The sequence below is a fragment of the Arthrobacter sp. UYCo732 genome, from assembly GCF_040547265.1.
Classification (GTDB): Bacteria; Actinomycetota; Actinomycetes; order Actinomycetales; family Micrococcaceae; genus Arthrobacter.
Genome location: NZ_JBEPPJ010000006.1, coordinates 34,777 through 53,787 on the forward strand (window position 1 = coordinate 34,777; position 19,011 = coordinate 53,787).

General features: G+C 65.4%; 19 protein-coding genes and 2 pseudogenes. 12 read left to right on the top strand and 9 right to left on the bottom strand.

Features of this window, described 5'->3' with window-relative positions:
* Positions 1-194: 194 nt before the first annotated feature.
* Positions 195-1,310, top strand: coding sequence for an FUSC family protein (locus tag ABIB45_RS10590; protein WP_354215820.1), 1,116 nt, complete (start codon positions 195-197; stop codon positions 1,308-1,310).
* On the opposite strand, the gene ABIB45_RS10595 is transcribed toward ABIB45_RS10590, so the two are convergent.
* The 8 genes and pseudogenes from ABIB45_RS10595 to ABIB45_RS10635 all read right to left on the bottom strand — a co-directional run bounded on the left by ABIB45_RS10595 (position 1,278) and on the right by ABIB45_RS10635 (position 9,311).
* Positions 1,278-2,051: an SDR family NAD(P)-dependent oxidoreductase gene (locus ABIB45_RS10595; protein WP_354215952.1), complete on the bottom strand. Its 774-nt coding sequence runs from the start codon at positions 2,049-2,051 to the stop codon at positions 1,278-1,280. The two genes, ABIB45_RS10590 and ABIB45_RS10595, sit on opposite strands and share 33 nt — an antisense overlap.
* Positions 2,052-2,181: 130 nt before the next feature.
* Positions 2,182-2,514, bottom strand: coding sequence for a GNAT family N-acetyltransferase (locus tag ABIB45_RS10600; RefSeq protein ID WP_354215821.1), 333 nt, complete (start codon positions 2,512-2,514; stop codon positions 2,182-2,184).
* A 239-nt stretch (positions 2,515-2,753) separates the two neighbouring features.
* Positions 2,754-3,127 (bottom strand): annotated as a pseudogene (locus tag ABIB45_RS22585) (acyltransferase family protein); the annotation flags it as partial.
* Between the two features lie 106 nt (positions 3,128-3,233).
* On the bottom strand, positions 3,234-4,013 hold the full coding sequence (locus tag ABIB45_RS10615) for an alpha/beta fold hydrolase (protein ID WP_354215824.1): 780 nt from the start codon (positions 4,011-4,013) through the stop codon (positions 3,234-3,236).
* A 287-nt stretch (positions 4,014-4,300) separates the two neighbouring features.
* Positions 4,301-5,152, bottom strand: a complete 852-nt coding sequence (locus ABIB45_RS10620) for a class II fructose-bisphosphate aldolase (RefSeq protein WP_354215825.1) — start codon at positions 5,150-5,152, stop codon at positions 4,301-4,303.
* Positions 5,152-6,618: a GntP family transporter gene (locus ABIB45_RS10625; RefSeq protein WP_354215826.1), complete on the bottom strand. Its 1,467-nt coding sequence runs from the start codon at positions 6,616-6,618 to the stop codon at positions 5,152-5,154. The genes ABIB45_RS10620 and ABIB45_RS10625 overlap by 1 nt, the downstream gene beginning before the upstream one ends.
* Positions 6,619-6,834: 216 nt before the next feature.
* Positions 6,835-7,734: an NAD(P)-dependent oxidoreductase gene (locus tag ABIB45_RS10630; RefSeq protein ID WP_354215827.1), complete on the bottom strand. Its 900-nt coding sequence runs from the start codon at positions 7,732-7,734 to the stop codon at positions 6,835-6,837.
* Positions 7,735-7,769: 35 nt separating this feature from the next.
* Complete coding sequence (locus tag ABIB45_RS10635) at positions 7,770-9,311, bottom strand: four-carbon acid sugar kinase family protein (RefSeq protein ID WP_354215828.1); 1,542 nt, start codon at positions 9,309-9,311, stop codon at positions 7,770-7,772.
* Between the two features lie 144 nt (positions 9,312-9,455).
* On the opposite strand from ABIB45_RS10635, the gene ABIB45_RS10640 reads away from it, so the two are divergent.
* The 5 genes and pseudogenes from ABIB45_RS10640 to ABIB45_RS10660 all read left to right on the top strand — a co-directional run bounded on the left by ABIB45_RS10640 (position 9,456) and on the right by ABIB45_RS10660 (position 13,365).
* Positions 9,456-10,160: a FadR/GntR family transcriptional regulator gene (locus tag ABIB45_RS10640; RefSeq protein ID WP_354215829.1), complete on the top strand. Its 705-nt coding sequence runs from the start codon at positions 9,456-9,458 to the stop codon at positions 10,158-10,160.
* Between the two features lie 123 nt (positions 10,161-10,283).
* Positions 10,284-10,493, top strand: a complete 210-nt coding sequence (locus ABIB45_RS10645) for a dodecin (RefSeq protein WP_185262315.1) — start codon at positions 10,284-10,286, stop codon at positions 10,491-10,493.
* Positions 10,494-10,694: 201 nt separating this feature from the next.
* The gene (locus ABIB45_RS10650; protein WP_354215830.1) at positions 10,695-11,516 is read left to right on the top strand and encodes an aldo/keto reductase; all 822 of its coding nucleotides are present in this window, start codon (positions 10,695-10,697) and stop codon (positions 11,514-11,516) included.
* 64 nt (positions 11,517-11,580) lie between these two features.
* Positions 11,581-12,552: an aldo/keto reductase gene (locus ABIB45_RS10655; RefSeq protein ID WP_354215831.1), complete on the top strand. Its 972-nt coding sequence runs from the start codon at positions 11,581-11,583 to the stop codon at positions 12,550-12,552.
* A 5-nt stretch (positions 12,553-12,557) separates the two neighbouring features.
* A pseudogene (locus ABIB45_RS10660) lies at positions 12,558-13,365 on the top strand (NAD-dependent epimerase/dehydratase family protein).
* Here the strand turns inward: ABIB45_RS10660 and ABIB45_RS10665 are convergent.
* Positions 13,362-13,742 carry a nuclear transport factor 2 family protein gene (locus ABIB45_RS10665; protein WP_354215832.1) on the bottom strand — a complete coding sequence of 127 codons (381 nt, stop codon included), beginning with the start codon at positions 13,740-13,742 and terminating at the stop codon, positions 13,362-13,364. The pseudogene ABIB45_RS10660 and the gene ABIB45_RS10665 overlap by 4 nt on opposite strands.
* A 300-nt stretch (positions 13,743-14,042) precedes the next feature.
* Between ABIB45_RS10665 and ABIB45_RS22590 the strand changes: the two genes are divergently transcribed.
* The 6 genes from ABIB45_RS22590 to ABIB45_RS10695 all read left to right on the top strand — a co-directional run bounded on the left by ABIB45_RS22590 (position 14,043) and on the right by ABIB45_RS10695 (position 18,978).
* The gene (locus ABIB45_RS22590) at positions 14,043-14,408 is read left to right on the top strand and encodes an FIMAH domain-containing protein (protein ID WP_502909137.1); all 366 of its coding nucleotides are present in this window, start codon (positions 14,043-14,045) and stop codon (positions 14,406-14,408) included.
* Entirely contained in the window at positions 14,377-15,210 is an 834-nt protein-coding gene (locus ABIB45_RS10675; protein ID WP_354215834.1) for an aldo/keto reductase, read from the top strand. The genes ABIB45_RS22590 and ABIB45_RS10675 overlap by 32 nt, the downstream gene beginning before the upstream one ends.
* A gap of 131 nt (positions 15,211-15,341) precedes the next feature.
* The gene (locus tag ABIB45_RS10680; protein WP_354215835.1) at positions 15,342-15,608 is read left to right on the top strand and encodes a GlsB/YeaQ/YmgE family stress response membrane protein; all 267 of its coding nucleotides are present in this window, start codon (positions 15,342-15,344) and stop codon (positions 15,606-15,608) included.
* 111 nt (positions 15,609-15,719) lie between these two features.
* Positions 15,720-16,202, top strand: a complete 483-nt coding sequence (locus ABIB45_RS10685; protein WP_354215836.1) for a YtxH domain-containing protein — start codon at positions 15,720-15,722, stop codon at positions 16,200-16,202.
* Between the two features lie 187 nt (positions 16,203-16,389).
* On the top strand, positions 16,390-17,061 hold the full coding sequence (locus ABIB45_RS10690; RefSeq protein ID WP_354215837.1) for a DUF2510 domain-containing protein: 672 nt from the start codon (positions 16,390-16,392) through the stop codon (positions 17,059-17,061).
* Between the two features lie 201 nt (positions 17,062-17,262).
* Positions 17,263-18,978 (top strand): HNH endonuclease signature motif containing protein, encoded by a 1,716-nt coding sequence (locus ABIB45_RS10695; protein ID WP_354215838.1) that lies wholly within the window; start codon positions 17,263-17,265, stop codon positions 18,976-18,978.
* The last annotated feature ends 33 nt before the right edge of the window (positions 18,979-19,011 follow it).

Sequence of the window (19,011 nt, forward strand, 5' to 3'; positions counted from 1 at the left end):
GAAACCACAAACCGGCCTGTTTGGGCCGTCCTGTAGCCCGCGCTCAGAGGCCCGCCCCACGCTTCCCCTGGCGGAAGCGTGGGGCGGGCCTTAGCCATGCATCGGGGTGGTGCGCCGGAGCTGCTGACGCCGGGAGATAATTTCCTGACAGGCTCCGGCTCGGGGCAGCAACCAATGACAGGCGGTGTGGGCACGTGAAGTCCGTCCTGCGGCAGGTCCGCGCCCTCCATCGCCTGGAGCCCGCGAACAACGACCATCTGGCAGCCCTCCGTGTGGCCGCCAGCGTTGCAGTGCCGTCGCTCATCCTTTTGCTTTTGGGCCGGGCCGACCTGATCATCTACGCGGTTTTCGGCGCTCTGACCGGAATGTACGGCCGGTCAGAACCGCACCAGCTGAGGCTCCGGCACCAGTCGCAGGCAGCCCTCGTGCTGGTCGGCGGCGTGGCCGTGGGCGTCTTCCTGTCCGTCAACCACCTCCAGTCCTGGTGGCTGGTGGCCGTCGAGGCGGTGCTGGCCGGCGCCGGCTCCGTGTACTCGGACAGAGTCATGCTCAAGCCCAACGGCCCGTTCTTCGGCATCCTGGCCCTGGGTGCCTGTGCCTCCGTGCCCACCACCATCCCCTGGTATGTTGCCCTCATGATCGCGGGAGGCTCAGCAGCATTTTCCGTGGCAGTGGGCTTCGGCGGTTGGGTACGTGGCAGGTCGTGGCAGCGCGGCGCCTCACGCGATGCAGTGACGCTTAGCGGCGCGGCAGGGCGGGCTGCGGCGGTCCACGCGGCCAGATACACACTCGCCGTAGGCCTCGCCGGCACTCTTGGAGTGCTCAGCGGCAGCGGCCATCCGCACTGGGCCATGGCAGCGGCAGCCGTCCCCCTGGCCGGAGCGGACCTCCCCAGCCGGGTGCGGCGAGGGATCCACCGCATCGTGGGGACATTCCTCGGGCTGGCGGTCACCGCCGTCGTTCTTGTCCCGGCGCCGTGGTCACTGGCGCCGTTGTTTGCCGCCCATCAGGTGGTGGTCCTGGCCCTGCTGGTCATCATTTTCCAGTTCACTACGGAGCTGTTCATGACCCGGCACTACGGGCTCGCGATGGTCTCCTTCACACCCGTCATCCTCCTGATGACCCAGCTAGCAGGACCTACTGACCCGTTAGTCCTGATCCTCGAACGCGGCGTGGAAACTTGCGTGGGAGCCGTGGTGGGGATCCTGGTGGTGGTGGCCGTGCGGCAGCGGGCGGTGCGGCAGCCGGCGGCGCGGCATTCAACTGTCCGGTTTTCGCTACTTCGGTCTGCGCGCCGGTCCCGTGAGTAGCCGGTACGGAAGCACCCGCGCCGCAACCGCCACCGCCTTGTAGCGCTTCGAGGGGATGGACACGGCATTGCCCCGGAGGTTGTCGGCCAGGCCTTCGCGCACCACGCGCTCGGCCGTCAACCAAGCCCAGGACGGACCCATCGCCTTGTCCATGCCCATCCTGTCGTGGAATTCCGTGTGCGTCAGGCCAGGACAGACCGCAGTGACCATCACGCCGCGAGCCGCGTAAGCCAGGTTCGCCCAGCGGCTGAAGCTGAGCAGCCAGGCCTTCGCCGCAGCGTAGGTGCCACGCGGCAGGAACGCCGAAATACTGGACACGTTGATGATGCGGCCGGCACCGCGCGCCAGCATTCCGGGCAGCACGGCATGCGTGAGTTCCAGCGCCGCCTCGCAGTGCAGCTTCAGGAGGTATTTCTCATCCGCGATGCTGTTCAGCTCGAAGTCGCGCAGCAGGCCGATCCCCGCATTGTTCACCAGGATCCCCACAGGCCTGTCCACAGCGGTGAGGCGCCCGACGACGGCGGCCATCCCGCCGTCGTCCGTCAGGTCCGCGGGCAGCACCTCAGCAGTGGTTCCGTAGCGCTGTTCCAGGTCCGCCGCTGTTTGTTCGAGGCGCGTACGGTCCCGGGCCACCAGGACCACATGATGGCCCTGCGCCGCGAGCTGGCGGGCAAACTCGGCGCCCAGGCCGGCGCTGGCACCGGTGATGAGGGCTGTGGTGCTGGCTGTAGTTGTCACCAGCCCAGACTAGCCGGGGCGGGTGACAAACCCGTCGAATTTTTGTGTCATCATTCCGGCGCGCTCCAGCCCTGACCCGGAGGTAAGCGCCCGGCTGGGCCGAGGCCGGCGAATGAGTGAGCAGAATCCGACGCTAGGACGCCTCCGGCCAGTCGATGTGCTGCTCGTAGCCTTCGTGCTGGCGGAGGTAACCGGCGATGAACGGGCAGTGCGGGATAACCCGCTTCCCGGCCGCCACCACGTCATCAAGGGCGAAGTGGGCCAGGACTTTTCCCAGTCCCTGGCCCTTGAATTCCTCGGCTGTCTCGGTGTGGCTGAAATCCACATGTCCGGGCCGGTCCTGGAAGAAGGACTGGACGGCGACCTTCCCGCCTACCCTCAGCTCGTACCGGTGATGCTCATCATCCCGGACCAGCGAAACGTCGGGGCTGAACTCATCCTCTGTGGAAATCATGTTCTCAGTCATGGTTCGACATTGGCACTACTTGGCCCGGCTGGCAATGGCCCGGCACCCCCTCCCTGGGTGTCAGGGGACGCACCGCCGACGACCCGTTCCGGCATTCTGCCCAGCAGCAGGACGGCCAGCACCAAACAGGCCGCGCCCCCTCCGAGCAGTCCCAGCGTCAGGCCGTTGAAGACGACGATGGCGGCCGTCATCACTCCGGCGGCGGGTTGGGGGAAGTCGGTGAGGAGCAGGAGGCCGGACATGGCCACCAGGAGCCCGGCCCACAGCCCCAGGAACATGACCGTCAGGAGCGCTGCCGCCCGGCGGCCCAGCCGCAGCAGCCGGGCCTGGGCGAACTCGAAACTAGTCCCGCCCCCGGCCTTCAGCCGTTGCCAGGACTGGAGTCCGGTGGTGCCGCCGTGACGGAAAACAGCGGCATCACCTTAAAAATCCAGATCACCGGCACAAACCAGGGCTGGTCCCCCAGCCTGTTTTCCGTGGTCACGGTGCCGTTGGCGTGCGGGACAGGACTCACCATCGTGCAATGGCCCACCACCACCAGGGCCAGGCAGACGAACCGGACCAGGTCAATGACCAGGCCTAGGGCCCTCACCGGCTCTCCTGCATCCGGCACGCAGGCTCCCTGAAACGCCGAACTCCGGTGTTACCTCATTGTGCGCCCATGCTGTCCCACCTCGGAGTTTCGTCCAAAAGCTTGAGCATGAGCCGCCCTTGCGGCCTCAACCGGACGCTGCGGCGAAGAAGTCCAGCAGGATCGGCGTCAGCGCTTCCGGAGCAACCATGTGATCGTAGCCGGGAACCAGTGCAGTGCGGCCGTTTTGAACTGCTGACACGACTCCCTCGGCCGAGTTTTGTGCCCAGGAGTCGCTGTTGCCGCCATATACGGCCAGCACCGGAGCCTGGATTTTGGCCAGGCGCTCCGCCGGGATGTCTGCGTTGCCGGCCAGGGTGAGGTCGTAAAAAAGCGTGTGGGCAAGTGCCGTCATTCCGGGCCACCAGGGGGACTGCTTCACCGCCTCGACGGGTACCCCTGCATGGCGCAGGAAGGCTTCGACAGCCTCGTCACGCCGGCCGGTCTCAGCCAGTTGGCGGACCCGGGCAGCAAACTGGTCCCAGCTCTCCCCCGGTTCCTGAGGTGTGCAGAACGGCGGCTCGTAAGCCAGCAAGCTGCTGATGGGCACCCCCGCCGCGGCTGCCTCCAAGGCCAGGATGGCACCGGAAGAGTGTCCGTAAACCTTCGCCGACCCGCCGACCGCCCGGACAATCGCTGCCACGTCTTCCACTTCACGTTCGACGGCGTAGGGGGGCGTATCACCGCTGTCACCGCGGCCTCGGCGGTCTACGCCAATGACACTAAAGTCCGTGGCGAGGAACGGCACATATTGCTGCACGGCCGCCCGGGTACTCAGCGCACCGCCGAGTACGATCAGCGGCTCGCCGTCCCCGAAGGATTCGACGGCGAGCAAGGTTCCATCGGCCGATTTCACGTGCTGGATCATGGCATCCTCTGTTCCGGGTTCGGGCGGTTGGCTTATGTCTACGCCAGCAGGCCGTTACCGGCAAGGGTGGCGGTCCAGGATCGTCTTCCCGGCTCAGGCGAGCGGCACGTCCAGTACGCCGAGCACGACGGCGAGCAACGGCGTCGTTCCTTGCAGAACCGCGCCCCCACTCCCCCCGCCCCCGGCCGCCCCCGGCCGCCCCCGGCCGCCCCCGGCCGCCCCCGGAGTTTTTGTCCAGATAACCGCCGTTTTCAGGCCTTGAAGTCGCTTTATCTGGACAAAAACTCTCAGCGGGTGAGCATCCCCAACGCTGCCCCGGCAAATTCCCTGGCCGAGGTGTTCCAGTGGCCCAGCAGCCCCTGGATGTTCTCGCCCTCAGCCCGGTGCTTCGGCAGCTGGTCCTGCAGTGTCGCCAGGACGCCGGTCCGGAGCTCGGTGTTGAAGTTGACCTTGCCCACGTTCATGGCGGCCACCTTCACCAATTCCTCGGCCGGGATGCCGGACGCACCATGCAGCACCAGGGGGATCCGCGTCCGCACCGCTATGTCCTGGAGGACGTCCCAGCGCAGCTGTGGCTCGCCCTTGTAGCGGCCGTGCACGTTGCCCACGGCCACGGCCAGGAGTTCCGCGCCGGTCCGCGACACGAAGTCCTCCACCTGGGCGGAGTCCGTCAGGCCGGCCACTGCCACGCCCGCCCGGTCCGCGCCGAAGGCCTTATCCTCGTCACCGGCCAGTCCGCCGAGTTCGGCTTCAAGCACGACGCCAGCACCCAGCACCGTGCGCGCCGCACGGACCAGCGCAATGTTGTCCTCATACGGCAGGGACGAGCCGTCGGCGAGGACCGAATCCGCCCCCGCGGCGACGGCGTCGGCCATCACTTTCAGGTCCGAGGCGTGGTCCAGCTGGACGGCCGCCGGAACGGATGCGGAGTCTGCCAGGCCGCGGAGCGCGGCGATCAGCCGCAGGCCGTTGGCCGTGGCGGCGGTCTTGGGGGCCACCAGCAGGATGACGCCCCGGCCCGCGTCCTCGGCAGCACCCACCACGGCCAGGGCGGTGGTGAAGTCGTAGCAGGTGAACGCCGGCACGGCCGAGCCCTGCTGCAGGGCTGTGGTGACCAGGTGGTCGAGTCGGGTGCGCATCAGATGCCCAGGCCTCCCACCAGGATCCAGGCCACGTAGGTCAGGAGGAAGCCCGCCAGGCCCAGGACGGTGGTGAGGACGGTCCAGGTCTTGAGGCCGTCCGAGACGGTGAGGCCGTAGTAGCGCACCACGGTCCAGAAACCGGCGTCGGTTACATGGGACAGGCCCAGGGCGCCGAAGCCGATGGCGATCACAATGATGGCGATCTGCGCCGGCGAGTAGCCGCCTTCCATGACGGCGGAGGTCAGCAGGCCGGTGGTGGTCACGATTGCCACGGTGGCGGAACCCTGGGCTGCACGCAGGGCCAGCGAAATCACGAAGCCGAGGACAATGACCGGCAGGCCCAGGTGGTCCAGGGTCTGGGACAGCGCGGCGCCGATGCCGGAGGTCCGCAGGACCTCACCGAACACACCGCCGGCCGCGACAACCATCAGGATGGAAGCGATCGGAGGCAATGCGCCTTCGAAGATTTCACCGGTTTCCTTGAGCGACCAGTTGCGGCGGACGGCCAGCAGGAAGAAGGACAGTGCCACAGCCACGAGAAGGGCGAAGAACGGGTTGCCGATGAAAGCCGCGAGGCCGTACCAGGAGTTGTCCTTGGGGATGGTGAGGGTGCCCAGGGTACCGATGAGGATCTGCACGATGGGCGCGGCGATCAGGAAAATGATCAGGGCGGGCCGCGGCGGTGCGAGGCCGGCGGCGCCGGGGCCTACGTGGCCAACCTTGACCAGGGAATCGGAACCGTACTCGTCCACCTGGGCCTTGACGCCGGGCAGGAGTTCGTACTCCGTGCGGTTCATGATGCTGGCAACCCAGTAGGACAGGAAACCGAGGGGGATGCAGATCAGCAGGGAGATCATGGTGATGAGGCCGATGTCGGCGCCGAACACGCCTGCGCCGGCAACAATGCCCGGGTGGGGCGGTACGGCGACGTGGATGGAGAGCATAATGCCGGCCATGGGCAGGCCGAACTTGACCGGGTGCACGTTGGCGATTTTCGCGAAGGCGTAGACGATCGGGACGAGCACAATAATGCCCACCTCGAAGAACACGGGAATGGCCACCAGGAAGCCAACGGCGGTGAGCGCCACCGCGACGCGCTTGGCGCCGAGTTTCTCGGTGAAGTGCGCCGCGAGTGACTGGACGCCGCCGGAGACCTCGATCATCCGGCCCAGGACGGCACCGAGCGCGATCAGCAGCGCCACCTTGCCCATGGTTCCGCCCACGCCGGTGGCCACCACGGTGAAGACGTCCTTCAGCGGGATCTGCGACGCCACGGCCACGGCGATGCTCACCGTCAGCAGGGCCACAAAGGCCTGGATCTTGAAGCGGATGATCATCACCAGCAGAACGGCGATGCCGAGGGCCGCAATGGTGAGAAGCAGCGGAGTACCCAACTCCACTGCGGGTTTGATCGTTGGGGCGTCAGCCGCCCGCGCGATCAGCGGGTTCATGAGGTGGTTCATGACGGGTGTCTCCTTTGACGAGCCAGTCTTCCAGAGACGGGCAATCAGGCGCTAATTATTTGTTTTGTAACGCTGGGAGGTACGACGACGGCGGACGGGGACCGCCGTCGTCGTCCGTTCCTGCCTCAGAGTTTTCGTCCACTTATCGCGAGTTATTGGGGTCAAAAGGGGCAATAAGTGGACAAAAACTCGGGATGGGAGGGAGATGGTGGGTGGCTAGGCGGTGCGCTTCGTGGGGGCAACCACCTTGATGACGGCGGAGTCGTCGGCTGCGGCGAGGCCCTGGGCCTGGCCGAGCAGGTAGAGCTGCTCGGCGGCGGCGGCAACGGGCGCTGCGAGACCGGCTGCGCGGGTGGCCTTGCCCACGATGCCCATGTCCTTGACGAAGATGTCCAGGCGGGACAGGACTTCGGCGCCTTCCTCGGTGTACGCCTCAAGGATGCGCGGGCCGCGGTTGGAGAGCATGAAGGAGCCTGCCGCGCCGGCTTCGAGGGCGGCGAGGGTCTTGGCCTGGTCCAGCCCGAGGGCGTCGGCCAGGGCCATGGCCTCGGCGGCGGCGGCGATGTGGACGCCGCAGAGGAGCTGGTTGACGGTCTTGAGGGCCTGGCCGTCGCCGGGCTTGTTGCCCACCACGGTGAGGGTGGAGGCCAGCAGTTCCAGTGCGGGGCGGGCCTTTTCCTGGGCTTCGGGGGAAGCGCCCACCACGATCAGCAAGTCGCCTTCGCCGGCGCGCTTGGGGCCGCCGGACAGCGGGGCGTCCACGAGCTCAACGCCGTATTCTGCGAGACGTTCCACCGTTGCGGGGATCGCTTCGGTGCCCACGGTGCTGCCGAGGATGACGACGGCACCCGGCTCAAGCACGGAGGCCACGCCGTTCTCGCCGAAGAGGACGTCATTGAGCTGTTCGCCGTTGCGGACCGCCAGAAGGAGGGCGTCGGCGCCCTTCGAGGCTTCACGGGCGGTGGCGAAGGTGCGAATGCCGGCCTCTTCGGCGAGCTTCAGGCGCGGCTCGGCGATGTCGAAGCCGTGGACGGTCAGCTCGCTGGCGAGGCGGGTGGCCATGGGCAGGCCCATGGCACCGAGGCCCAGGACCGTGACGGTGTAGTTGCTGGTCATGAGGTTCTCCTTTGGATTTTGGCTGGCAGGTGGAACTAGAAGGTGTTGCTGAGCTTTCGCGTGACGTCGGCGAGGGACTGGTCGCCGCCCACGTTGCCCGCGAAAACGATGTACGGGATGCCCTTGGCGGGGCCATCCACCGGTTCCCAGAGGCTGACGATGCCCGGCAGCATGGCGCCGCGGACAATGGCGTGGCGGATTTCGAGGCCGTGCGCGGCAACGTCGGAGGACGTGATGCCGCCCTTGGCGATGACGAACCGTGGCGGGAAGGTCTTGAGTGTCCGGTTCACTACGGCGACGACGGCGGCGGACACCGTGCGTGCGATCCGCAGGCTTTCGGCGGCGTCATCAGTCTTGATGAGCAGGCGGCTGGTGTGCATGATGACGTCGCCGCCGCCAAGGGCTTCCACCACCGCGTCCACCGTCTGGTTCAAGTAAGCGTCCGCGGCTGTTTCGGTTGCGGCGGCAAGTAGTTTATCGACGTCGATTTCCACGATGCGTGCCGCGCTGTGCTGCTCTGTGAGGGCCTTGAGCTGGCGGGTGGTGACGCCCACGTGGGAACCGACCACAATGAGGCCGCCTGCCTCGGAAGGCGTGTTGCCCGCATAGGCCTCGGCGCCGCTGAGCTCGGTGCGGATTTCCTGGCCGATCCGGGCACGTACAAACGGCGGTCCCACGCGGTAGAGGAGCTTCTTGCCGCGGCGTTCGGCTTCTTCCAGGCCCAGGGACAGGGCGCGGAGGTCGTTTTCGGTGACGATGTCGGCCACGATCGGGGTGGAGTCCGTGGCGGGCGTGATGGCATTGGCGATGGCGTTGGCGCTGATGGCCGCACCCACAGCGGGGTCGCCGTCGGGGTTCTGTGCCGTGCCTGCGCTGGCAGCCCCGGCGCGGATGATGTTCAGGTCCAGCACGATCACGGATTCCGCGGCGAAGCGGCCCTTGGACTTCTCTTCCACGTACTTGGCCAGCTCGGAGTTGACGTAACCGAAGCTTGCGTCTTTGGCGAACTCAGTCTCGGCCACGGGGGTGAGCTTGCCTGCGTCCTCGCCGGTGCCGCGGGTGTAGTGAACGCCGCCGATGGTCACGCGGCCGGCATCGGGGAACGCCGGAACCAGGACAACGCCGTCGGTTTTTTCTCCGCTGACGTCGGCCACCGTGGCGGCGATGACGTCAGGTTCCAGCGGGTAGTGGCCGCGGAGGGTGGAATCGCTGCGGCTCACAAAACCGAGGCGGAGGCTGGAGCCGGGCGTGGTGTCACCGTAGCCGGCGGCGGCCAAGGCGTTGCGGACTACCTCTTCGTTCCGGGCGGCAGCTTCTGCAGGGTCCAGGCTCCGGGTGTTGGTCAGTACATACACGGCCGGCTTCGACTGGCCAAAGGCCCAAACGAAATCCTCAACGTCCCAGCGGGTGAGCACTGGCAGATCAGCAACTGACTGCGTTCCGGTGGGGTCGTCGTCGAGCACTACCAGCATGCGGGGGCTCTCCGCGCTGGCAGCGGCGACTGCGTTGGCCACGAGCCCGGCGGGAATCCGGACTTCGGCCGGAAAGTTGGCCAGGAGATTTGCTTCAAGCGTCACTGTGCACTCCATTGTGAGGAAATCTGTTGTCTTGAGAGTGTCTGTAAGATGTCTGACATCTTACAATTGAAACAGTGTGGCACAGGACATACAAACGCGCAAGTAGACTTGTCAGACATCTGGCGACGGCGGCAAGGGGGAAAGATGGCACGGAAATCACTGGTGGGCGTTGTGGCAGACGCACTCCTGGACCGGATCATTGCCGGCGACTTCCCGCCGGGCTCCAGCGTCCCGGGAGAGCTTGAGCTGAGCGCCAAGCACGAAGTGAGCCGGATGACCGTCCGTGAGGCCATGAAAACCTTGGAGGCGCAACGTATCCTCAGCGTCGAACGTGGACGCGGGACGTTCGTTAACCCACTCAACCGCTGGTCTTCATTGGAAGCTGTGCTCCGTGCCGCGTCGGAAGGCCAGAACGAAGCCGCAGCCTCCGTTCAGCTCATCGAACTCCGCAGGATGTTGGAGACCGGGGCATGTGAACTCGCCGCCACCCGGATCAGCGACACGGATATCCAAGCACTGTTCGCCCACGTCGCTGCGATGCGGAAGGCCCATGAAATCAACGATGTGGCAGCGTTCGTGGCGTCCGACCTCGCGTTCCACTACCTGATCCTGCGGGCTTCAGAAAACGTTTTTGTGGCCGTCCTCTTCGAACCGCTGCACCGCTTGCTGGAAAAACGCCGCGCGGAAACGTCGGCCGTGCCCACCATCCAGGAACACGCAATCGGCCACCACCAGAACATCGCCGAGGCGCTGGAATCACGCGACTCCGCACGGGCGCGGGGCGCCATGGACGCCCACATGCAGCAGACCCTGGACGACCTCAAGGCCCTGGTCCTCGACGCACCCTGATCCCTCGCGGCACGATGTCCCCTTCGCAGCTCCGTGCCATCCTCTGGCCACACTCCCCGAGATGCCACTAGTGTTCAAGGACGGCCCGCAACCGGGAATCGAAGGCGATCACTAGGAGCGAAGTTGTCCAATCACACCTACAGCATTACTGAAATTGTTGGCACGTCCGAAGAAGGCGTCGACGCGGCAGTCCGCAACGGCATCGCCGAAGCCAGCAAGACCCTACGCAACCTTGACTGGTTCGAGGTGAAGGAAATCCGCGGCCACCTCGAGGACGGCAAAGTCGCAGACTGGCAGGTCCGCGTCAAGCTGGGTTTCCGGCACGAAGGCTGAGCCTCACTGCATTAACTGACGGGCATCATTGATGGCCGCGCCCCCGGGCGCGGCCATCAGCGTTTGTTCAGCCACCGGCATGGTTGCTGACGGTGGACGCGAAAATGCATAGGCTCGTCCCAGCACCATTTCCGAAAACGGTTTCCGCGGCAAGCCGAGCGCGCCGGAAACCAACCTTTCAGCAACAAAGGAGTCTCCCTTATGACTGACATCTCGCTGAACAACGGCGTCACCCTCCCACAGCTTGGGTTCGGTGTCTTCCAGGTGCCGCCGGAAGACACACAGCGGATCGTTGAGGATGCCCTTGCAGCCGGCTACCGCCATATCGACACCGCGGCCGCGTACCGCAACGAGGCCGGCGTGGGTGCGGCGCTCGCAGCCTCGGGCATTCCGCGCGAAGACCTCTTCATCACCACCAAGCTCCGCAATGGTGACCAGGGCCGCGCCAAGGATGCCTACCGGGACAGCCTCCAGGCGCTGGGCCTTGATTTTGTGGACCTCTACCTCATCCACTGGCCCGTTCCGTCCCAGGAGCTCTACGTGCAGGCATGGAAGGAGATGGAGCGCCTCTACGCCGGCAAGGAGATCCGGGCTATCGGCGTCTCCAACTTCCTCGCTGACCACCTGGACACGCTGCTGGCATCCAGTGACGTTGTTCCCGCCGTGAACCAGATCGAGCTGCACCCCAGCTACCAGCAGGCCGAGCTGGCCTCGAAAGGCCGTGCCCTCGGCATCGCTGTGGAAGCCTACAGCCCGCTGGGCCAGGGTGGCGACCTGAAGGGAAACGCAGTCACCGCCGTCGCCCAGGCCCACGACGCCACCGCCGCCCAGGTGGTCCTCGCCTGGCACCTCGCCGCCGGGACCATCGCCATTCCCAAGTCAGCTGACTCGGCGCGCATGCGTGAGAACTTCGCCGCTTCGTCCCTGACGCTGACCGACAACGAATTCTCCTCGATCACCGCCCTCGAGCGAGGTGCGCGCATCGGTTCGGACCCCGCCGTCGCAGCTTTCTCGCAGCTGTAGATACCCCTGGTTGAGCCTGTCGGAGACCCACGGGCAGGCTCAACCCCTAGTTTGAGGATCCCCCGTGGAGTACACCCATCTTGGCCGTTCCGGATTGAAGGTGTCTCGACTGTGCCTGGGCACCATGAATTTCGGCCCACATACCGACGAAGCCGACGCGCACGCCATTATGGATTCCGCGCTGGACGCCGGCATCAACTTTGTCGACACCGCCAACGTCTATGGCGGATCTGGGCACCGCGGCTGGACTGAGGAGATCATCGGCCGCTGGTTCGCCCGGGGCGGCGAGCGCCGCGAACGGACTGTCCTGGCCACGAAGCTGTACGGCACCATGACGGACCGCCCCAACGAGTCCAGGCTCTCCGCCCTGAATATCCGCCGTGCCCTGGACGCCAGCCTGAAGCGCCTGCAGACGGACTACATCGATGTCTACCAGTTCCACCACATCGACAGGGACTCCCCCTGGGACGAGATCTGGCAGGCCATTCAAGTGGCCGTCCAGCAGGGCAAAATCCTCTATTCGGCCAGCAGCAACTTCGCGGGCTGGCACATCGCGCAGGCACAGGAGGCCGCCCTGCGCCGGAACTACACCGGGCTGGTCAGCGAGCAGTCCATCTACAACCTGTTCCGCCGCGAGGTGGAACGTGAGGTCATTCCCGCCGCACAGCAGTACGGCCTCGGGCTGATCCCGTGGTCGCCGCTGCAGGGCGGGCTTTTGGGCGGCGTGCTGAAGAAGGAACGCGCAGGCGTGCGTCGCGCCGAGGGCCGGGCAGCGGAGACGCTCAAGAACCACCGGGACCAGATCCAGCAATTCGAGGACTTTGCAGACGAACTCGGCCAGGAGCCAGGCGATATCGCCCTGGCCTGGCTGTTGCACCAGCCCGCCGTCACCGCACCGATCGTGGGGCCGCGCACGCAGGAACAGCTCGACGCCGCCGTCCGGGCTTTGGACGTCAGCCTCGACGGGGCAGCGCTGGAGAACCTTGATGGCATCTTCCCGGGGCACCGTCCGGCGCCGGAGGACTACGCGTGGTGAACGTGTTGGGTGCCGAAGCAGGCACCGTGCCACCACGGGACATCCTATTCCTCGGCGGCACCGGAGTGATCAGTGCCGCAACGGCGCAACACGCCGTCGCCCTCGGTCACCGTCCTTAACCGCGGGCAGTCGGGCAAGTCGGCGCCGGACGGTGCGCAGGTACTGACGGCGGACATCCGTGACGCGGTGGGTGTGCGGAGCATGCTGGCGGGACGGACGTTCGACGCCTACCGGCAGGACGATTTCCCGGTCACGGTGGTGCGCCCGTCGCACACTTATGACCGCACACGGGTGGGCTTGGTGGGTGGCTGGACAGACATACACCGCATGCGCACCGGGCAGCCGGTTATGGTGCACGGTGACGGCACGTCGCTTTGGACCGTGACGCACGCCCGGGACTTCGCCAAGGCGTTCGTGGGGCTGCTTGGCAGGCCGCAGGCAGTGGGCGAGAGCTACACCATCACCTCAGACGAGTACCTGCCCTGGGACCAGATCTACCGCCTGTTTGCGCGGGCGGCGGGGGTCTCAGAACCAGAGTTGGTCCACGTGGCCTCGGAAACCATCGCCGCACACAGCGTCCGGTATAGCCCCCACCTCGGGCCCAGCCTCCTCGGCGACCGGGCGCACTCCGTGGTGTTCGACAACTCCAAAATCAAGTCCCTGGTACCCGGTTACACAGCGTCCATCCCGTTCGCGGACGGCGCCCGGGAGATCGTTGACTGGTACGACAGCCATCCCGAACTCCAGGTGGTGGACCAGGAGTTCATGAACCTCAGCGACCGGCTGATCAGCTGGGCGCGTCGCGCGGGCTAGTCTTTATCAACCCACTGCGCCCGCCATTCGGGTGCGTCGAAGGCTTCGCTCCAGTAGGCCGTTTCCTTGGCAATCCTGCCGTCCCGGAATTCGAAGATGAACACTGTCTCGTACTGCGGCCCCTTGTAGTCCAGCAGGGCTTCGGCCACCACGAGGTTCCCGCCGCTTAGCATACGGCGCGGCGTGATGGTGGGAAGTTGCGGGAAGGCGTTGTAGACACCCCGCCGGTTTTCCGCGCCGCGCACCACTTCCCCGGATTGGGGCCAGTGCATCACCGCGTCGTCGTGGAACAGCTCGTCCATCACCTCAATGCGGCGGTCGTTGATGCACGCAATTAGCCGGTTGATCACGTTCTCATTCGCGTTGGACTCAACCACGATGTTGACCTGATTTCTTGACGATTTGACGGACCGCTGGTTCTCGAATTGTCCTCCTGAAGATGGTCCTGCACCACGGGAAACCAAGGCACTTAGAGCGCCGCCCCGCAAGCCTGTGCGGTGCAGCCCCGCTACTCCCGGCCTGGCTGTCCGCTCCCGCCCACGCCATCGGCATCGGCATCGGCATCGGCATCGGCATCGGCATGCAGTCGGCCGACGGTGACAAACTTTCCACCACGTCCCCGGGCACCAATATGATCATCAAGTGGGCCACCCACAGGCCTACTACTCGCCTCGGACATGGACTTCGTAGACGCTCCCCTGCGCGCAGCCTGGCTCCCGGGGAATGTGAAGACGCTCCACCAGGCCCTTGAGGATCTGGTCGAGTCCGGCGCCGTGGCGGGACGTGTAGCCAAGCAGTTGGCAGCTAGCGTGCAGCAGGGGGCCAAGGCAGTGGACGACGGCGATGCCTCCAAAGCGGGACAGGCCATAGCACTCTTCGCGGAGTTCCTCGCCCAGCGAAAGAAACCCGACCAGGTATCCGGCCTGGCCCGGACCGTGCTGGATCATCAGGCCGGAATTATTCTCCGGGCGTTCAAATGCCAGGGAGATGAAATCACGGCAGACTGGTGCCATGACACTCTCACCGCTCATCAAGCTCAATGACGGCAACAGCATCCCGCAGCTAGGGCTCGGCACCTGGCCGCTGGACGACGATCAGGTGGCCACCGCCGTCGTACATGCCGTGGAAGCCGGGTACCGCCACATCGACACCGCGGTGAAGTACGGCAACGAAGAAGGAGTGGGCAACGGCATCAAGGCGAGCGGCGTGGACCGTGGCGAACTGTTTGTCACCACCAAACTCGACGGCCAGTTCCAAGGCCAGGACCGCGCGGCGGCGGGGCTGGAGGGGTCGCTGACACGCATGGGACTGGACTATGTGGACCTCCTGCTGATCCACTGGCCGCTCCCCGCGCGTGATGAGTTCGTCTCGACGTGGAAGACGTTCGAGCGGCTGCAGGCCGAGGGAAAAGTCCGGTCCATCGGCGTCTCCAACTTCAAGCCGGCTCATCTTGAGCGGCTTCTGGCCGAAACTGACGTGGTGCCTGCGGTGAACCAGATCCAGCTGAGTCCGGCGATCAGCCGGGTGGCTGACCGTGAGTTCAATGCCGGACACGGAATCGTCACGGAGTCGTACAGCCCTCTGGGCGGCTCCGGTGCCAGCCTGCTGCGTGCCCCCCTCCTTGCCAAGCTTGGTCAAAAATACGATAAATCGCCGGCTCAGATGGCGTTGCGGTGGCATATTGAGCAGGAACTTGTGGTCATTCCAAAGTCGGGTGACCCAGAGCGGATGCGGGAGAACCTGGACATCTTTGATTTCTCTCTGGATCCGCAGGATCTGGCGGAACTTGCCACCCTGGACGAGGGTCCCACCTCAGGTAACGACTCGGACACGACGGGCCATTGACGGGCCCTGAACTCGCGTTTTACAAGGTTGCGGACTGGCTTAACGAAACTAAGCATGATTAGTATTGGGGCAGAAGGATGAAGCGTCCCGGGATCCGGGTACCTCCTTTATGTAGGAAGTAGGACGACAAAATGGGCTTCTTTGCTTTTCTGATTCTTGGCCTGATTGCCGGCGCGATCGCAAAGGCGATTCTTCCGGGTACGCAGGGTGGCGGATGGATCATCACCCTCATCCTGGGCGTTGTCGGGGCATTCCTCGGCGGCTGGCTCGGCGGACTGCTCTTCAACGCGCCGCTGCAGGATTTCTTTTCGCTGCAGACTTGGCTGCTCGCGATCGGTGGCTCGATTATCGTGCTGCTGGTTTACGGCATGGTCACGAAGCGCAGCGCCCGCGGCTAATGTCATCACCGGTATGAAAACCGGCCCTGGGACAACATCCCTGGGCCGGTTTTCTTTCCTCCGGCCAAGCGGCTGGGGACTGACACCCTTCTCAACGAGCAGGAGTTCATCATGAAATCTAAACTTCTTTTGGGTATCGGAATCGCGGCAGGCTACGTCCTGGGATCCCGGTCCGGCCGGGCAGCATACGACAAACTCAAGACCCGGGCGGCCGGCATCTGGGACAGCAAGCCTGTCCAGGACAAGGTCAACGCCGCCACCCAGGCCATCAAGGAAAAGGCTCCTGACGTGGCGGACCAGCTAGGTGAAACCGCCCGCCGGGCAAGCACCGTAATCGGGTCGGCCATGCACCGTGACAGCGCGGCCAATAACGGCAACGCAAAAACGTCCGACGTCGGCGCCTCCACTGGTGCGCCCGGAACCGCCGGCAACCACGCCCCGGCGCACAGCACCCACCCCGAAACGGTGAATCTGGGGACCTCGGATGTTGAATCCGACCCTGCGCTGAACGACGCTCATGGCCAGGACTGGTCCGATGAGGGGGGCGCCACTCCAGCCGGTGCAGCCACGAACGTCGACCCCCGGCGGGAATGACCGCTCGCGTTCCTGCCGGAACGTGACGGCTCGGCCGCGGTGTGACACCGGGCCCCGCGGGAACTGTGCTAAAACTGATTGACCTTGCTGGCCGTCGCGATCCTTGGGGGACGCGGCGGCCAGCGGCGTCTTAGGTGATGGCAACCAACCGTGGCTGGCGTGGCCAGCGGGCTATTCGGGAGTACAGATGAGCACTTCAGGCAGCATCCCCGCCGCACCTGCGGGCTGGTACCCCGATCCGGCCGGGACGGGCCGGCTCCGCTGGTGGGACGGCTATGCGTGGACGGATCAGTTCAGCACGCCTTACCAGCAGGGCGCGTATGCCGGGCAGTATACGGCGAGCCCGTATGCAGCAGGCCCGTATGCGAATGCCCCGGCAGCAGTTCAGCGTCCGTTCATCAGCCGGGACGCTCCGGTCTACAACGCACTGATCTGGGCCATCACGCTACTCCCGCTGATCTCCACGCTGCTTTTGCTGCTCTGGACCCCGGAGCTTCGGTTTATTACCTTCGGACGGCAGCAGACGCCCACCTTGGACCCTATGTCGATCTTCACTCCCGGCTATTTCATGCTCGTTTTCTCGGGCTTCGTGGCGTATGCGGCGTCCGTGTTGCTTGCCTACTTTGACTCCGAAGGGCTTAAACGCATTGGTGTCGTCAGGCCGTTCCATTGGGCCTGGAGCTTCCTCAGCAGCGCGGTGTACGTCATTGGCCGCTCAGTGATCACGTCCAAGGTCGCTCGGGGGCGCGGGCTGGTCCCCATCTGGGTACTGATCGGCGTCGTTGTCCTCAACATCGTGGTGACGAACATCAAAATGACGGCACTGATGTCGTCGCTGATGGGCACCATTCCGGCCTGACCAGCCCCGTCTCTTCAGCGTGCCCTGCGATTCACGCTGGTCACGGCGACCGACGGTCAGGAGATCTTGCCCCCGGAGACCAGCCGCTTGACCCCGGAGCCAATCAATGTTTTCTGAGCGCCCACCGCCTCAGGCGGCCTCGGAATGTTCGACGGCGGCCGTAATGTCGTACCCTCGCGGCAGAGTATTCCTCTGGAGGCTTTGACGAATCAGCTTGCTGGGCATGGCGGTATTTCCACCGTGCCCATGCCCGCCGGGCTCGTTGCCGTGATCGCTGCGGTCAATGCCGCGGCCGCCGCCGCTCCTGACCAGCTGGCCAAGGCCTGCTACGTCGAGGCCGCCGATTTCGCCGGGCTCGTCGAAGATCTCTCCCGGTCCGTGGACTATCTCCAGATCCTGTCCGCCGGGGCCGTGGACCGCACCCGGACCCAGGCCATCACCAACGCCGCAACCACACGGGCCACCAAATCGTGGACCACCGGCTGGGACAACGGCACCGAAACCCTCAACGAAACCGACACCGGCTGGCCGGCCGGCACCACCACCGACTCCGCCGGCGCCGAAGCCGGCGTCGAAGACGTGCGTTCCGCCGCATGCCCGCAGCACATGCCAGGCTCACCGGCAGATGACGGCTGCAAGACCACCGCCGAGTTCCTCCGCCTCAGGCTCCGGATCGGGCTCAGCGAAGCCCGCCGCCGACTCCACCTCGCAGAGGCCATCCTTCCCGACACCACCCTCACCGGAGACCCGGTCCCACCGGCCCGCGAACACCTCGCCGCAGCCTTCTCCCCTGCCACCACCACAGACCCCGGCGCCGACCCCAGTACCGACGCCAGCAACCCATACGAGTGCCCGGCAGGTTCCGGACCGGCGCTCGCGTCCCGGACCGGGACCATCATCAGCGCCACCCTGGACCGCCTCAAACACCACACCACCGCCGAAAACATGGACCGGATCGAACACGACCTCACCCGCACCGCCGCCACCGCGGACCCCGACTTCGTCGCCCGCGTCGGCCGCCGCTGGGCCGACACCATCAACGCCGACGGCACCGAACCCACCGAAGAAGCCCTCCGCCACACCCAAGGCGCGTTCATCCGCAAACCCCGCCACGGCCTGCACCACCTCGAAATCTTCGCCACCACCGACCAATACGAACACTTCGCCACCATCATGAACGCCGCCACCAACCCCCGCACACACCAACCCACAGGCGAACCCCGCAACCAGGCAGGGCACCACGACGTATGGCAGGAGAACAACCTCGACCTGGACCGGCGGACCCGTTCCCAAAAACAGCTCGACGGCATCATCACCGCCTTCAAAGCAGCCCTGTCCACCAACAAACTGCCCACCGCCGGCGCAAACCGCCCCCAAATCCTCGCCACCATCAACTACCAGGACCTCCTTCCCCACCTGCCAGCCCCGCGAACGAGCACAAGCACAGCCACCGGCCCAGAAAGGGACACGGGCACGGGCACGGGGAACTACATCTTCACCGGGCCCGTCGCCGCCGCCACCATCCGCAAACTCGCATGCGACGCCGACATCATCCCCGCCCTCCTGGGCACCCACGGCGAAATCCTCGACCTCGGCCGCAAAACCCGGCTCTTCACCCCCGCCCAACGCCTCGCCCTCACCGCCCGCGACCAAGGCTGCACGTTCCCCAACTGCACCATCCCCGCCCCCTGGTGCGAAGCCCACCACATCACTCACTGGTCACAAAACGGCCCCACCAACACCGACAACGGCGCCCTCCTCTGCTCCCACCACCACCACCTCATCCACAAAGAAAAATGGACCATCCACACCCGCAACAACACCCCCTGGTTCACACCCCCACGCCACATCGACCCCACCCAAAAACCCCAACAAAACCACTACTTCAAACCACCCCCACCACCCCAACGCGAATAAACTTCGGATGAACGCGGATGCTGATCGCAGGAC

Coding starts and splice junctions, on each gene's coding strand:
- ABIB45_RS10685 (WP_354215836.1), top strand. CDS start 15,720: ATGAAATCTAAACTTCTTTTGGGTATCGGAATCGCGGCAGGCTACGTC.
- ABIB45_RS10620 (WP_354215825.1), bottom strand. CDS start 5,152: ATGCGCACCCGACTCGACCACCTGGTCACCACAGCCCTGCAGCAGGGC.
- ABIB45_RS22590 (WP_502909137.1), top strand. CDS start 14,043: ATGGACTTCGTAGACGCTCCCCTGCGCGCAGCCTGGCTCCCGGGGAAT.
- ABIB45_RS10630 (WP_354215827.1), bottom strand. CDS start 7,734: ATGACCAGCAACTACACCGTCACGGTCCTGGGCCTCGGTGCCATGGGC.
- ABIB45_RS10690 (WP_354215837.1), top strand. CDS start 16,390: ATGAGCACTTCAGGCAGCATCCCCGCCGCACCTGCGGGCTGGTACCCC.
- ABIB45_RS10640 (WP_354215829.1), top strand. CDS start 9,456: ATGGCACGGAAATCACTGGTGGGCGTTGTGGCAGACGCACTCCTGGAC.
- ABIB45_RS10625 (WP_354215826.1), bottom strand. CDS start 6,618: ATGAACCACCTCATGAACCCGCTGATCGCGCGGGCGGCTGACGCCCCA.
- ABIB45_RS10615 (WP_354215824.1), bottom strand. CDS start 4,013: ATGATCCAGCACGTGAAATCGGCCGATGGAACCTTGCTCGCCGTCGAA.
- ABIB45_RS10650 (WP_354215830.1), top strand. CDS start 10,695: ATGACTGACATCTCGCTGAACAACGGCGTCACCCTCCCACAGCTTGGG.
- ABIB45_RS10675 (WP_354215834.1), top strand. CDS start 14,377: ATGACACTCTCACCGCTCATCAAGCTCAATGACGGCAACAGCATCCCG.
- ABIB45_RS10600 (WP_354215821.1), bottom strand. CDS start 2,514: ATGACTGAGAACATGATTTCCACAGAGGATGAGTTCAGCCCCGACGTT.
- ABIB45_RS10680 (WP_354215835.1), top strand. CDS start 15,342: ATGGGCTTCTTTGCTTTTCTGATTCTTGGCCTGATTGCCGGCGCGATC.